This is a genomic window from Aeromonas sp. 600886, from assembly GCF_049174935.1.
In the GTDB taxonomy this organism is placed as follows: Bacteria; Pseudomonadota; Gammaproteobacteria; order Enterobacterales; family Aeromonadaceae; genus Aeromonas; species Aeromonas veronii_A.
In genome coordinates this window covers 27,599-41,676 of sequence record NZ_JAAKUB010000018.1, presented here as the reverse complement: position 1 = coordinate 41,676, position 14,078 = coordinate 27,599, and the positions used below count along the sequence as shown (strand labels likewise).

Sequence of the window (14,078 nt, the reverse complement as noted above, 5' to 3'; positions counted from 1 at the left end):
CCGCAAAAGGTCCAACCCCGGTTTGGGCCTTTTGCCATTTAACTTTGTTAACAGGCGATGGCTCCCATTCCCACTCGTCTTCTGAGTTTTTGGTATTGCTGGCCAAAGCTGGTTGTTTTTAGAACTGCACTGGTTGGTTGAGTCAATATATGAGCTGCGAGATAAAACATCCCTCGTTGTTTTAATGTCTGCGATCCATATTCCCCCCAACGGCTACCCCCTGTCTCATAGCTCGCTTCTTGCAAGGCGAAGATAACTTTCTCGGTAGGGTATGTATCTTCCTTACCGAATTGACCGAAAAACGAAGCGCGGAAGTGCCCAACAATATCTGGTGTAATATCCATCAAAAACCCTCTTTGTAAGAAGTAACCTCACGGTTACGCAATTAGAATGAGGGAGTTTGGAGTATTGCTCAACTCATTGTTTATAATGGTTTTTCATTGGCGAATTCGTCATGTGAGGCTTTTGGTTTTATGTCTGACCATGTAACAGGCAAATAGAAACGGCCCACCGAAGTGGGCCGTTTCTATTTGCAGTGCCGGTGTGGATCAGCGGCTGGCGGCGCGGGCGCTCAGCTCGGCTTTCTCGCTATCGCTCAGGAAGGCCAGGGTCAGGCCGTTCTGCTGGGCGGTGCGGATTTCGCTCGCGGTCATGCCGGCGGCCGGAGCGGCCACTTCATATTCGTGGGGCAGGTCGATCCCTTCCACCGCCGGATCGTCGGTGTTGAGGCAAGCCAGCACGCCAGCGGCCAGGAACTGGCGGATCGGGTGTTCGGTCAGGCTCGCCACTGTGGTGGTCTGGACGTTGGAGGTGAGGCAGGATTCGATGCCGATGCGGTGCTCGGCCAGATAGGCCATCAGGGCCGGATCCTGAATCGCTTTGACGCCGTGGCCGATACGCTCGGCGCCCAGCTCGCGAATGGCTTGCCACATGCTCTCGGGGCCAGCGGCTTCACCTGCGTGTACGGTGACGCGCATGCCTGCATCGCGCACCTGACGGAAGTGATCGACAAAGAGTTCCCCCGGGAAACCCAGCTCGTCACCGGCCAGATCGATGGCGACCAGCTTGTCGCGGTGGGCCAGACAGGCGGCCAGCTCCCGATTGCACTGCTCGGTGCCGAAGGTGCGGCTCATGATGCCGATCAGGTTGGTCTTGATACCGAAATCGCGGCTGCCCGCGGCCACGCCGTCGATGATGGCTTCTACCACGCCCTGCGGGTGCAGCTTGTGGGCCATCGCCATATAGGCCGGACTGAAACGCAGTTCGGCATAGTCGATACCGGCGCGCAGCAGATCTTCCACGTTCTCGTAGGCGACCCGGCGGCAGGCATCATAGTCGGCCAGCACGGCAACACCCCAGTCCAGCTTCTTCAGGAAGGCGACCAGGCTCGGCTCGTTCTCGACAATCTGTACGTGGGGGCGCAGCGCCTCCAGCTCGAAGGCGGGCAACTGAATGTTGTGTTGGCGACCCAGCTCGAGGATGGTTTGCGGGCGGATGTTGCCGTCCAGATGGCGGTGCAGGTCGGTCAGGGGGAGAGATCTGTCAATCATGGGGGCGCCCTCGTCGAGTCAGGTTTGAAAGCCTGCCATTCTAGGCGGGGCTTTCAAAAAAGATACCCCGTTTATCGTTAAACGGGGTTCTGGCGGGCGGTGATTTGTCAGGGCGTGATGGGAATCGTTTTTCCCCGGGACTCAGGAGAGATCGAGTTCCTTCAGCTTGCGGGTCAGGGTGTTGCGACCCCAACCGAGCAGGCGCGCCGCCTCCTGCTTGTGGCCGTGGGTGTGTTCCAGCGCCGTTTCCAGCATGATCCGTTCGAACTGAGGCATGGCATCTGCCAGGATGTCTGTCTCTCCCAGCGCCAGCTTGCTGGCCACCCACTCTTGCAACTGTTGCTGCCAGCAACCGGGCAACGCCGGTTGGCCCGGTTCGGCGTTGTGGGTGATGGGAGTGAGCAGCTCGGCAGGCAGGTCGCCGACCAGAACCTCCTGCCCCGAGGCCATCACGGTAAGCCAGCGGCAGACGTTCTCCAGCTGGCGCACGTTGCCCGGCCAGGGCAGGCGGCTGATATAGGCCTGGGTATCCGGGTGCAGGCTCTTGGCCTCGACGTTCAGCTCTTTGGCGGCGCGCAGCAGGAAGTGACGTGCCAGCTGGGGGATGTCCTCACGGCGCTCCTTGAGGGCGGGGATGTGGATGCGGATGACGTTGAGACGGTGGAACAGATCCTCGCGAAACTCGCCATCGGCGACCCGTTTCTCCAGATTCTGGTGGGTGGCGGCGATGATCCGTACATCCACCTGCACCGGCTGGTGGCCACCGACCCGGTAGAACTGGCCATCGGCCAAGACCCGCAGCAGCCGAGTCTGCACATCCAGCGGCATGTCACCGATCTCGTCGAGAAACAGGGTGCCACCGTCGGCCTGCTCGAAGCGGCCGTGGCGGATGTTGTTGGCGCCGGTGAAGGCCCCCTTCTCGTGACCGAACAGCTCGGATTCGATGAGATCTTTCGGGATAGCCGCCATGTTGAGGGCGATAAAGTTCTTGTGGGCGCGCGGGCTGTGCTTGTGCAGGGCGTGGGCGACCAGCTCCTTGCCGGTACCGCTCTGACCGTTGATCAGCACCGAGATGCTGGAGCGTGACAGGCGGCCTATGGCGCGGAACACCTCCTGCATCGCCGGTGCCTCACCGATGATTTCGGGAGTGGCGGTGGCTTCTTGCTGACGAGACTTGCGCTTGGTGCGCTGCTCCTTGAGATGATTCTCGGCGCGGCGCACCAGGGTCACGGCTTCGTCGATGTCGAACGGTTTGGGCAGGTACTCGAAGGCGCCGCGCTGGTAGGCGTTGACCGCGCTGTCGAGATCCGAGTGGGCGGTCATGATGATGATGGGCAGATCGGCCTGACGGCGGTGGATCTGCTCCAGCAGGCTCAAACCATCGATGCCGGGCATCCGGATATCGGAGAGGATGACATCGGGCGATCGCAGCTCAAGGGCGTGCAGCAGGGCTTCGCCATCGGCAAAGCTCTCGCAGTTGAAGCCTTCGCTGCCGAGAGTGCGCTCCAGCACCCAGCGGATAGAACTGTCGTCATCGACGATCCACACTTTGGCGGTCATGGGGTTCCCTTACTTGCGAAGCGGTAGAAAAATGGTGAATTCGGTGTGACCCGGCCAGCTGATGCAGTCAATCCGCCCCTTGTGCTGGTCGATCAGGTTCTGGGCGATGGAGAGGCCGAGCCCGGTTCCCCCCTCCTTGCCGGTGATCATGGGGTAGAACAGGGTGTCGCGAATGGCATCGGGAATGCCGGGGCCGTTGTCGATGATCTTGATCTCCGCCGCCAGCCGGTAGCGCTGGCCGTGGATGGTGATCTGGAACGCGGTGCGGGTCTTGATACGGATAAGCCCGGTCTGATCGCCCAGTGCTTCGGCGGCGTTGCGCACTATGTTGAGAAACGCCTGCTGCAGCTGATCCGGCTCCATCTCGAATTCGGGGATGCTGGGATCGTAATCCCGCTCGATGCGAACAGAGGGAGGGAGTTCGAGCTCCACCAGTCGGCGTACCTGTTCCAGTACCGAATGGACATTGTGCATCTGGTGACGGCCGGGGCGCTGGGGGCCGAGCAGGCGATCGACCAGTACCCGCAGCCGATCGGCCTGTTCGATGATGATGCCGGTATATTCGCGCAGCGCCGGGTCGGGCAGCTCTTTTTGCAGCAGCTGGGCCGCGCCACGCAGGCCGCCGAGGGGATTCTTGATTTCGTGTGCCAGGCCGCGCACCAGCTCCTTGGCCGCCAGCTGCTGGGCATGTTGCTGCTGCTCCTGACTGATCTTCTTCTGCTGGTCGATCTTGCGCAGCTCCACGACCAGCAGACGCTGTTCGTGGTCGGCCATGGGGGTAGCGCTCAGCTCCACCAGTCGCGGTTCTCCCTCTACCACCAGAGTCACTTCGCTATCGGTAAAGCCTTGCCCTGAAACGAGGCACTGCTTGAGCCGTTGCAAATCGAGGGAGATATGTTCCAGCAGATGAGGCAGTTCGATGCCGATCAGCCGGCGTTCACTGAGGGAGAGCAGCTGTTCAGCCGCCGGGTTGACGAATTGGATGCAGAGCCGTTCATCCATCAGGATCACGGCGGTCAGCAAATTATCTAAGAGTGTTTTGGCGTTGTCCGAGCGGGTTGGCACAGGTTTCTCCCTAAAACGGTGCTACACACCTATTATGCACCGATATGGTGCATAGAGTTTACCCGCATCGGTGCGCTATATCACCCTTGGTTGGCTTTGGGGGTGGGTTTGGGAGCCGGAGTCACGGTCGCTCTATGCAGGTAAAAGGTGACTGGTGTAGATTCAGCAAGGATCGTACCGTCTTTGGCGAGCAGCTCGAGCTGAGCTTCGTGGGCACCGCGATCGACATTTTCGACCCGGATAGAGAGGCTGTTGCTGACGATGGGGGCTGCCTTGCCATCCAGAGTCAGGCGCACATCATACTGGGTTGGCGGTTTGGGGCTGATTTGACCCTGAAAGACGATATTGCCTGTGTTGTCGCGCAGGGTGCTGCCCTGTTCAGGGGAGAGCAGCTCGATCACCAGTTTGGCCGCCTCCTGCTCCTTCTTGGCATCGGCGCCAGTCAGGCTGTTGAAGTTGTCTACCTGTACCGAGCTGGGGGCGCTACCCAGCAGGGGAGCAGCCCGCAGATCCACCTCCTTTACGTTTTTGCCGGGAGGAGGGGCATCCGTGTAGTGGGTAATGCCATTGCCATCGACCCAGGAGTAGACCTTGGCCGCATGAGTACTGAATGAGGTCAGTAACAGGAGGGTAATTGCTCCTATGCCATGTATCTTGTTCATCCATCTCTCCTTGACGGTATCTTGCTTAATCCTATCAGAGAAAAAACCCGCCATCTGGCGGGTTTTGTCACGATTCGGCAAGCTGCCCCAATCTAAATGGGCTGTCTGCTGCGACTTAGACGGAGTAGTACAGTTCGAACTCCAGCGGGTGCGGGGTCATGCGCACACGGTCAACATCCTGCTGTTTCAGTTCCAGATAGGAGTTGATGAAGTCATCGCTGAACACGCCGCCACGGGTCAGGAACTCGCGGTCAGCATCCAGAGCTGCCAGGGCTTCGTCCAGAGAGCCAGCAACGGTCGGCACTTCTGCAGCCTCTTCCGGCGGCAGGTCGTACAAGTTCTTGTCCATGGCATCGCCCGGATGGATCTTGTTGATGATACCGTCCAGACCGGCCATCAGCTGGGCTGCGAAGGCCAGGTACGGGTTGGCAGCCGGATCCGGGAAGCGCACTTCGATACGACGAGCTTTCGGGCTCGGTACCACCGGGATACGGATGGAGGCAGAACGGTTGCGGGCAGAGTAGGCCAGCATGACCGGTGCTTCATAACCCGGAACCAGACGCTTGTAGGAGTTGGTGGTCGGGTTGGCGAAGGCGTTGATGGCCTTGGCGTGCTTGATGATACCGCCAATGTAGTGCAGCGCCATCTCGGACAGACCGCCATACAGGTCCCCGGCGAACAGGTTGACGCCGTTCTTGGCCAGAGACTGGTGGCAGTGCATGCCGGAGCCGTTGTCACCGAACATGGGTTTCGGCATGAAGGTGACGGTCTTGTTGTAGGCGTGGGCCACGTTGTGGATCACGTACTTCAGTACCTGTACTTCATCTGCTTTCAGCGTAAGAGTGTTGAAGCGGGTAGCGATCTCGTTCTGACCGGCAGTGGCCACTTCGTGGTGGTGAGCTTCAACGACCTGGCCCATCTCTTCCAGCACCAGACACATGGCGGCACGGATATCCTGGGAGGAGTCGACCGGTGCAACCGGGAAGTAACCGCCTTTCACGAACGGACGGTGACCCTTGTTGCCATGCTCATAGGCAGTGCCGGAGTTCCATGCGGCTTCTTCAGATTCGATTTTCACGAAGCTGTGGCCCATGGTGTTGGAGAAGGTGATGTTGTCGAACATGAAGAATTCCGGCTCCGGCCCGAACAGCACGGTGTCAGCGATGCCGCTGGACTTCAGGAAATCTTCTGCACGCTTGGCGATGGAGCGCGGATCGCGGTCGTAGCCCTGCATGGTGGCAGGCTCCAGTACGTCACAAACGATGTTCAGGGTGGTCTCTTCGGTGAACGGGTCCAGCTTGGCGGAGGCTGCGTCCGGCATCAGTACCATGTCGGATTCGTTGATGCCCTTCCAGCCGCCGATGGAGGAACCATCGAACATCTTGCCGTCTTCGAAGAAATCTTCATCAACCTGGTGAGCAGGGATGGATACATGCTGCTCTTTACCCTTGGTGTCGGTAAAGCGCAGATCAACAAACTTGACTTCGTGTTCCTGGATCAGGGCCAAAACGTTCTGGGCTGACATGCTAAGTAACCTCCGGTGTTAAAACTCTCTGGGTGAATGCGTCGTCGTATTCACACAAGCCAGTATCGTGCCAAGTTTGTGACAGCTTGATTTCAGGGCAATCTCGCTGAAGAGGCTCCCCAAAATCAGGCGATCTCGACTCGCGTTGCATCAATTTAGTGCGATGGTGGATCGTTTTGGTGCACTGTAATGGTGCGCGAAATACGGTCACCGCCCATCTAAGCAGGGTTTGTCAGAGAGGTCTATGATCCAGATCTGTTGTTATGCGCGAATGTACTGCAATTCTGCTAGGCAGATCACAAAGGCAAGAGTACAATTAGCGCCCAATTTTACCCGGTGATTGAGGCGAGAATGTTAGAGAATTTACGCAATATTGCGATTATTGCGCACGTTGACCACGGCAAAACGACTCTGGTTGATAAGCTGCTGCAGCAGTCCGGCACCCTGGACCGCTCCACGGAAGGCCAGGAACGGATCATGGACTCCAATGATCTGGAACGGGAACGTGGCATCACCATTCTCGCCAAGAACACTGCGATCCGCTGGAATGACTACCGCATCAACATCGTTGATACCCCGGGTCACGCCGACTTCGGTGGTGAAGTAGAGCGCGTACTGTCCATGGTTGACTCCGTGCTGCTGCTGGTTGACGCCGTAGACGGCCCGATGCCGCAAACCCGTTTCGTGACCCAGAAAGCGTTCGCTCAGGGTCTGAAGCCGATCGTGGTCATCAACAAGGTTGACCGTCCGGGTGCTCGTCCTGACTGGGTAATGGATCAGGTATTCGACCTGTTCGACAACCTGGGCGCGACTGACGAACAGCTGGATTTCAAAGTTGTTTACGCCTCTGCACTGAACGGTTGGGCCACCATGGATCAGGACGTCGAGTCCGAAAACATGGAGCCGCTGTTCCAGGCCATCGTTGACAACGTTGAAGCGCCGAAGGCTGATGCCGAAGGTGGTTTCCAGATGCAGATCTCCCAGCTGGACTACAACTCCTACGTGGGCGTTATCGGTATCGGCCGTATCACCCGTGGTCGCGTCAAGACCAACCAGCAAGTCACCATCGTTGGTGCTGACGGCAAGACCCGTAATGGTAAAGTCGGTCAGGTGCTGGGTTATCTGGGTCTGTCCCGTACTGAAGTTGCCGACGCGCAAGCGGGTGACATCATCGCTATCACCGGTCTGGGCGAGCTGAAAATCTCCGACACCATCTGTGACAACGGTGCCGTTGAGGCCCTGCCGCCGCTCTCCGTTGACGAGCCGACCGTGAACATGACCTTCCAGGTCAACACTTCACCGTTCGCCGGTAAAGAGGGCAAGTTCGTGACCTCCCGCAACATTCTGGAGCGTCTGAACCAGGAGCTGGTCCACAACGTGGCCCTGCGCGTGGAAGAGACTGATGATCCGGACAAGTTCCGCGTATCCGGTCGTGGTGAACTGCACCTCTCCATCCTGATCGAAAACATGCGTCGCGAAGGTTACGAGCTGGCGGTATCCCGTCCGGAAGTAATCCTGCGTACTGTTGACGGCGAACTGCAAGAACCGTTCGAAACTGTGACTGTGGACGTTGAAGAAGCGCACCAGGGTTCCGTGATGGAGCAGCTGGGTCTGCGTAAAGGCGAAATGACCAACATGACCCCGGATGGCAAGGGTCGTGTCCGCCTGGACTTCATGATCCCGAGCCGTGGCCTGATCGGCTTCCAGACCGAGTTCATGACCATGACCTCAGGTACCGGTCTGCTGTACCACACCTTCGACCACTACGGTCCGCACAAGGGTGGCAGCATCGGTGAGCGTCAGAACGGTGTACTGATCTCCAACGCAACCGGTAAGGCACTGACTTACGCCCTGTTCGGTCTGCAAGACCGCGGTCGTCTGTTCATCGGTCACGCGACCGAGGTGTACGAAGGCCAGGTAATCGGTATTCACTCCCGTTCCAATGACCTGACTGTTAACTGCCTGAAAGGCAAACAGCTGACCAACATGCGTGCCTCCGGTACCGATGAAGCTCAGGTGCTGACTCCGCCGATCCGCATGACTCTGGAACAGGCTCTCGAGTTCATCGACAACGACGAACTGGTAGAAGTGACTCCTAAGAACATCCGTATCCGCAAGAAATTGCTGACCGAGCTGGATCGCAAACGCTCTGGCCGTGGTTAATGCCATGTGCTGAGTCTCGGCAGCCCTTGCGGCCGCTGACGGTTCACTGATAAACGGACCCAAACCTCTGGTTTGGGTCCGTTTTTTTATGCTTGTGATCCGCTCTGGCCACCCTGATGAACTCGTTCAGGCCATCAGCAATGGATGATGAGTGGGCTGATAAGCGGCGAACGAAAGTCGTGGGGATGGTGAGATAAAAAAGCCGCAGCGGGTGAACGCTGCGGCTTTTTGCTGGCTTGCAGTGAGGGATTACTGGCGCCAGAAGGAGGGGAAGAAGAGCACGGCGACCGTCAGGATCTCCAGTCGTCCCAGCAGCATGCCGAATGACAGCAGCCATTTGGCCGATTCCGGCAGGCTGGCAAAGTTGGTGCTGGGGCCGACCACCGGGCCCATGCCCGGGCCGACGTTGGCGACAGCGGTGATGGAGCTGGAGATGGCCGTCAGGGGGTCAAGCCCGATAGCGCCCAGCAGTGCGGCTATCACCAGAATGATGGTGAAGTAGGCCAGCACGAAGGAGATCATTGATCGGATGATGGCGTCATTGACCGTCCGGCCGTTGTACTTCTGGGGAAATACGCCGGAAGGGTGCATCAGCTGGCGCATCTGCTTTCTGAACAGGGCAAACGCCACCTGTACCCGGAAGATCTTGAGGCCGCCCGCAGTGGAGCCAGAGCAGGCCCCCAGCGCCAGCAGCACGATGAAGACGATGCTGGCGAGCGGTCCCCAGGTGCCGAAGTCACCAAGACCGTAGCCGGTGGTGGTGAGTACCGAGACGATGTTGAAGCAGCTGATGCGCAGGGCATCCCAGAAGCCGAACAGGTCTCTCTCCCACAGATAGAAGGTCATGATGACGGTGACCCACACGACCAGCCAGAAGAAGCCACGCACCTGGGCATCCTTGAACAGGCTGTTGTCCCTGTGGTTGAGGCTCTGCACATAGAGCAGGAAGGGCAGGCCACCGAGGAACATGAACAGGGTGCCAATCCAGTGTGCCGAGTTGGAGAAGTGGGACATGGATTGATCGGAGGTGGAGTAGCCGCCGGTACTGAGGGTGGTCATGGCGTGGTTGATCGCCTCGAACATATTCATGCCGCTGGCCCAGTAGGCCATGAAGCAGAGCATGGAGAGCACCAGATAGACCACAACGATGTTGTTGGCGACCGTCTTGGCACGCGGGGCGCTTTTGTCTGACCAGTCCGAGCTCTCGGTCTGGAACAGCTTCATGCCGCCGACGTTGAGATAGGGCAGTACGGCAACCGCCATCACGATAAAGCCGACCCCCCCCAGCCACTGTAGGATGGATCGCCACAACAGGATGCTGTGGGCCATGTTGTCGAGGCCGGATAGCACGGTAGAGCCCGTGGTGGTCACCCCCGACATGGTCTCGAAGTAGGCGTCGGTAAAGTTGATGTGGGTGATGAAGACAAAGGGCAGCGCCCCGAAGATACAGGCAACCACCCAGACCGAGGTGGTGAGCAGGAACATCTCCCGCACCCCCAGATGAAACTCCGCCTTGCGGCCGTAATGGAGGCAGAGCAGGGCGGCGCCGTGGGTGATCAGCACGGACTTGAGAAACTCGACAAATCCCTCTGACCCGGTGAGCAGTGCCAGCAAGGTGGGCAGCCACATGAAGAGCGCCAGCTTGGAGAGCACCAGCCCGAGGGTGAAGATAATGGGACGCAGTTTGATCATGTTCGATAACCTGGTCGTTGATTAACAAAAGACCCGGACCATCCCCTTGGAGGAGCTGAGCCGGGTCTGGTTTGACAGCCTGTGCGCATGAAGACGTTACAGGAAGAAGGGGCTTGGCTGGAACAGCCGCTCCACTTCCGGGATGTACTTCTTGTCCACCAGGAACATGACCACGTGGTCATCCTGCTGGATCTTGGTACGATCGTGGGCGATCAGCACCTCATCCCCGCGCACTACGGCACCGATAGTGGTACCCGGCGGCAGCTTGAGCTCGCCCACCGTCTTGCCGACCACCTTGGAGGTGTTCTCGTCACCGTGGGCAATTGCCTCGATCGCCTCGGCAGCGCCGCGGCGTAGGCTGTAGACGTTGGCGATATCGGCTCGGCGCACATGGGTCAGCAGGGCCGAGATGGTGGCCTGTTGGGGCGAGATGGCGATATCGATGGAGCCACCCTGCACCAGATCCACGTAAGCGCCGCGCTGGATCAGCACCATGGTCTTCTTGGCACCCATCTTCTTGGCGAGCAGCGCCGACATGATGTTGGCCTCATCCTCGTTGGTCACGGCGATGAAGACGTCGATTTGATCGATGTGCTCCTCAGCCAGCAGCTCCTGATCCGCCGCATCGCCGCAGAAGACGATGGTGTTCTCCAGCAGTTCGGAGAGCTGCTCCGCCCGCTTCTGGTTGCGCTCGATGAGCTTGACGCTGTAGCGCTTCTCCAGCTGGCGGGCGAGACCCGCGCCGATGTTGCCACCACCGACGATCATGATGCGGCGGTAGGGGCTCTCGAGGCGCTGCAGCTCAGACATCACGGCACGGATATGGCCCGCGGCGGCGACGAAGAAGACCTCGTCATCCGCTTCGATGATGGTGGTACCTTGCGGGCGGATCGGGCGGCCCTGACGGAAGATGGCCGCTACCCGGGTCTCGATGTTGGGCATGTGCTCGCGCAGGGTGGAGAGGGCGTTACCTACCAGCGGGCCACCGTAGTAGGCCTTGACCGCCACGAGACCGACGCGGCCACCAGCGAAATCAACCACTTGCAGGGCGCCCGGATACTCGATCAGGCGACGAACATAGTCGGTCACCAGCTGCTCCGGCGCGATCAGGTGGTCCACCGGCACCGATTCCGGCAGGAACAGGCGATCCCGTTCGGTCAGATAGGCTGGTGAGCGGATCCGCGCCACCTTGTTCGGGGTGTTGAACAGGGAGTAGGCCACCTGACAGGCGATCATGTTGGTCTCGTCACTGTTGGTGACGGCGACCAGCATGTCGGCATCCTGAGCCCCCGCTTCGCGCAGCACCTTGGGGTGGGCGCCGTGCCCGTTGACTACCCGCAGGTCAAACTTGTCCTGCAGTTCGCGCAGGCGCTCGCTGTCGGTGTCGACGATGGTGATGTCGTTGTTCTCCCCGGCCAGGTTCTCGGCCAGGGTGCCGCCGACTTGGCCGGCTCCCAAAATGATGATTTTCATAGGGAACGTCTACTCACGTTGAGGCAGTAAAGGGGAGCGCCAGAACGGAGCTGGCGGCTCTCCCGAATGAGGTTTGTCATGCCCGGCTCAGAGCTTGACCAGTTTGGCGTAGTAGAAGCCATCCATCTCGGCTTCACCCGGCAGGAACTGGCGGCCCGGGCAGTCCGGGGTGTCATGTTCGTGCAGCGGTACCAATTTGGCATCTTTGGTCGCGGCAAGGAAGGCACGGATCTGTTCGCGGTTCTCTTCCGGCAGGACGGAGCAGGTAGCGTAGAGCAGGGTGCCACCGCTTTTCAGCTTGCCCCAGAGGGCATTGAGAATACGGCGCTGCAGCTCGGCCAGCTCGCGGATGTCCTGATCACGGCGCAACCACTTGATGTCGGGATGGCGACGGATGACGCCGGTGGCGGAGCAGGGGGCATCCAGCAGGATGCGGTCGAACTGACCCTCCGGCCACCACTGTTCCGGTGCCGCGGCATCGCCATGGATCACCTTGGCGGTGAGGCCGATGCGGTCCAGGTTCTCCTGCACTCGCTTGAGGCGGTTTTCGTCGGCATCGACGGCGACCACGCCAGCCAGCTTGGGCTGACGCTCCAGCAGGTGGGCAGTCTTGCCACCGGGTGCCGCGCAGGCATCCAGTACCCACTCACCCGGTTGTGGGTCGAGCAGTGCCGCGGCCTGTTGTGCGGCACCATCCTGTACCGAGCAGTCACCGACCTCGAAGCCGGGCAGCTTGGTCACATCGCAAGGTCGCTCCAGCAGGATGCAATCCTCGCCCTCTTCACCGGCCACGGCATTGATGCCGACTTCAGCCATGCGAGCCAGCATGGCATCGCGGCTCTGGCGCTGGCTGTTGTTGCGGATCCACATGGGAGGGCGTTGGTTGTTCGCCTCCATGATGAATTCCCACTCATCGTGATAGGCCTGACGCAGGCGCTTGGTGAGCCACTCCGGATGACCGAGGCGAATGCTGGGAACGCGGTCGATGCGCAGCAGAATGACTTCGGCGCTGCGCTGGAAGTTGCGCAGCACGCCGTTGATGAGGCCACGCAGTGAGGTGCCTTTGAGCAGTTTGACGGCGTTGACGGTCTCGGCCACCGCGGCGTGAGCCGGAATGCGGGTGTAGATGAGCTGATAGAGACCGACCAGGATGAGGTAGTGGAAAATGCGGCTCTTGTTCTTGAGCGGCTTGTCCATCATCTCGTTGACTGCCGCATCGAGGCGGGGCAGCCAGCGCAGGGTGCCGTAGCAGAGTTCTTGCAGGAGAGCACGATCGCGAGGCGCGACCTTCTCCTGGGCAGCAGGCAGAACAGCGGAGAGGGATTGACCCTGATCCAGCACCTGTTGAATAACGAGAGCGGCCTGTGCACGTGTTTTCATAGAGTTACCTTAGATGCGCAAGTCGGGGCCTGGGCCCCGCTTGTGTCAATTCAATCCAGTTCAATTCAATTGCGTGCCGGGTTCAAACCAGTCGCGGCGAGAGTTGAGCAGATCCGAAACGGACATCGCCTTCTTGCCGGGCGGTTGCAGGGTCAGCAGGCGCAGTACCCCTTTGCCGGTCGCGATATCGATCCCCTGCTTGTCGGCCTTGAGCAGGGTGCCGGCGGGTTGGCCGTGGTCGATGTCGATGACGGCGGCTTGCCATACCTTGATGGTCTGGTCAGCTACTTCAAACCAGCTGATGGGCCAGGGGTTGAACGAGCGGATGCAGCGTTCGATGGCAACAGCCTCCATCGACCAGTCGATGCGGGCCTCTTCCTTGGAGAGCTTTTCGGCGTAGTTGGCCAGCGCATCATCTTGCGCCTCGGCAGCGGTTTCACCGGCAGCCATGGCATCGATGGTGTCGACCAGCGCCTGCGGACCCAGCTCTGCCAGCTTGTCATAGAGGCTGGCAGAGGTCTCGTCGGCGGCGATGGGGCAGCTTACCTTGCGGATCATGGCGCCGGTATCCAGCCCCACATCCATCTGCATGATGGTGACGCCGGTTTCGCTATCGCCCGCCCAGATTGAGCGCTGGATCGGTGCCGCGCCACGCCAGCGGGGCAGCAGGGAGCCATGGACGTTGATGCAGCCCAGACGCGGGGTATCGAGTACCGCCTTGGGCAGGATCAGGCCATAGGCCACCACGACCATCAGGTCTGCGCCAAGGGCGGCCAGTTCGGCTTGCGCCTCTTCCTTGCGCAGGGTAGCGGGCTGGTAAACCGGCAGGTTGTGGGCCAGTGCCAGCTCTTTGACCGGGCTGGCGGTGAGCTTCTGGCCACGGCCGGCGGGCTTGTCGGGCTGGGTATAAACGGCAACGACCTCGTGGTCGGAAGACAACAACGCCGCCAGGTGACGGGCGGCGAAGTCGGGAGTACCGGCAAAAATCAGTTTCAGCTTATTCAATGG

Annotated in this window: 11 protein-coding genes; 1 reads left to right on the top strand and 10 read right to left on the bottom strand. The window is 59.7% G+C overall.

Annotation, left to right across the window (positions count from 1 at the left end; genetic code table 11):
* Positions 1-47: 47 nt before the first annotated feature.
* The 6 genes from G5179_RS14340 to glnA form a co-directional block, all read right to left on the bottom strand.
* Positions 48-344: a hypothetical protein gene (locus G5179_RS14340; protein WP_421206314.1), complete on the bottom strand. Its 297-nt coding sequence runs from the start codon at positions 342-344 to the stop codon at positions 48-50.
* Between the two features lie 204 nt (positions 345-548).
* On the bottom strand, positions 549-1,550 hold the full coding sequence (gene add / locus G5179_RS14335) for an adenosine deaminase (protein WP_236095642.1): 1,002 nt from the start codon (positions 1,548-1,550) through the stop codon (positions 549-551).
* A gap of 141 nt (positions 1,551-1,691) precedes the next feature.
* Complete coding sequence (gene glnG / locus G5179_RS14330) at positions 1,692-3,110, bottom strand: nitrogen regulation protein NR(I) (RefSeq protein WP_005339666.1); 1,419 nt, start codon at positions 3,108-3,110, stop codon at positions 1,692-1,694.
* A gap of 9 nt (positions 3,111-3,119) precedes the next feature.
* Entirely contained in the window at positions 3,120-4,175 is a 1,056-nt protein-coding gene (gene glnL, locus G5179_RS14325; RefSeq protein ID WP_005356202.1) for a nitrogen regulation protein NR(II), read from the bottom strand.
* An 80-nt stretch (positions 4,176-4,255) separates the two neighbouring features.
* Entirely contained in the window at positions 4,256-4,837 is a 582-nt protein-coding gene (locus G5179_RS14320; RefSeq protein ID WP_421258593.1) for a DUF4124 domain-containing protein, read from the bottom strand.
* A gap of 115 nt (positions 4,838-4,952) precedes the next feature.
* Positions 4,953-6,362, bottom strand: coding sequence for a glutamate--ammonia ligase (gene glnA, locus G5179_RS14315; protein ID WP_005339672.1), 1,410 nt, complete (start codon positions 6,360-6,362; stop codon positions 4,953-4,955).
* 351 nt (positions 6,363-6,713) lie between these two features.
* Here glnA and typA point away from each other — a divergent pair, with 351 nt between their 5' ends.
* Positions 6,714-8,525: a translational GTPase TypA gene (gene typA / locus G5179_RS14310; protein WP_106844305.1), complete on the top strand. Its 1,812-nt coding sequence runs from the start codon at positions 6,714-6,716 to the stop codon at positions 8,523-8,525.
* Positions 8,526-8,774: 249 nt separating this feature from the next.
* Here typA and G5179_RS14305 read toward each other — a convergent pair whose 3' ends face one another.
* The 4 genes from G5179_RS14305 to fmt form a co-directional block, all read right to left on the bottom strand.
* Positions 8,775-10,217, bottom strand: coding sequence for a TrkH family potassium uptake protein (locus G5179_RS14305; RefSeq protein WP_421258592.1), 1,443 nt, complete (start codon positions 10,215-10,217; stop codon positions 8,775-8,777).
* Between the two features lie 96 nt (positions 10,218-10,313).
* On the bottom strand, positions 10,314-11,690 hold the full coding sequence (gene trkA, locus G5179_RS14300) for a Trk system potassium transporter TrkA (protein ID WP_005339689.1): 1,377 nt from the start codon (positions 11,688-11,690) through the stop codon (positions 10,314-10,316).
* Positions 11,691-11,777: 87 nt separating this feature from the next.
* Complete coding sequence (gene rsmB, locus G5179_RS14295; protein ID WP_421206317.1) at positions 11,778-13,070, bottom strand: 16S rRNA (cytosine(967)-C(5))-methyltransferase RsmB; 1,293 nt, start codon at positions 13,068-13,070, stop codon at positions 11,778-11,780.
* 60 nt (positions 13,071-13,130) lie between these two features.
* On the bottom strand, positions 13,131-14,075 hold the full coding sequence (fmt, locus tag G5179_RS14290) for a methionyl-tRNA formyltransferase (protein ID WP_421172637.1): 945 nt from the start codon (positions 14,073-14,075) through the stop codon (positions 13,131-13,133).
* Positions 14,076-14,078 lie beyond the last annotated feature (3 nt).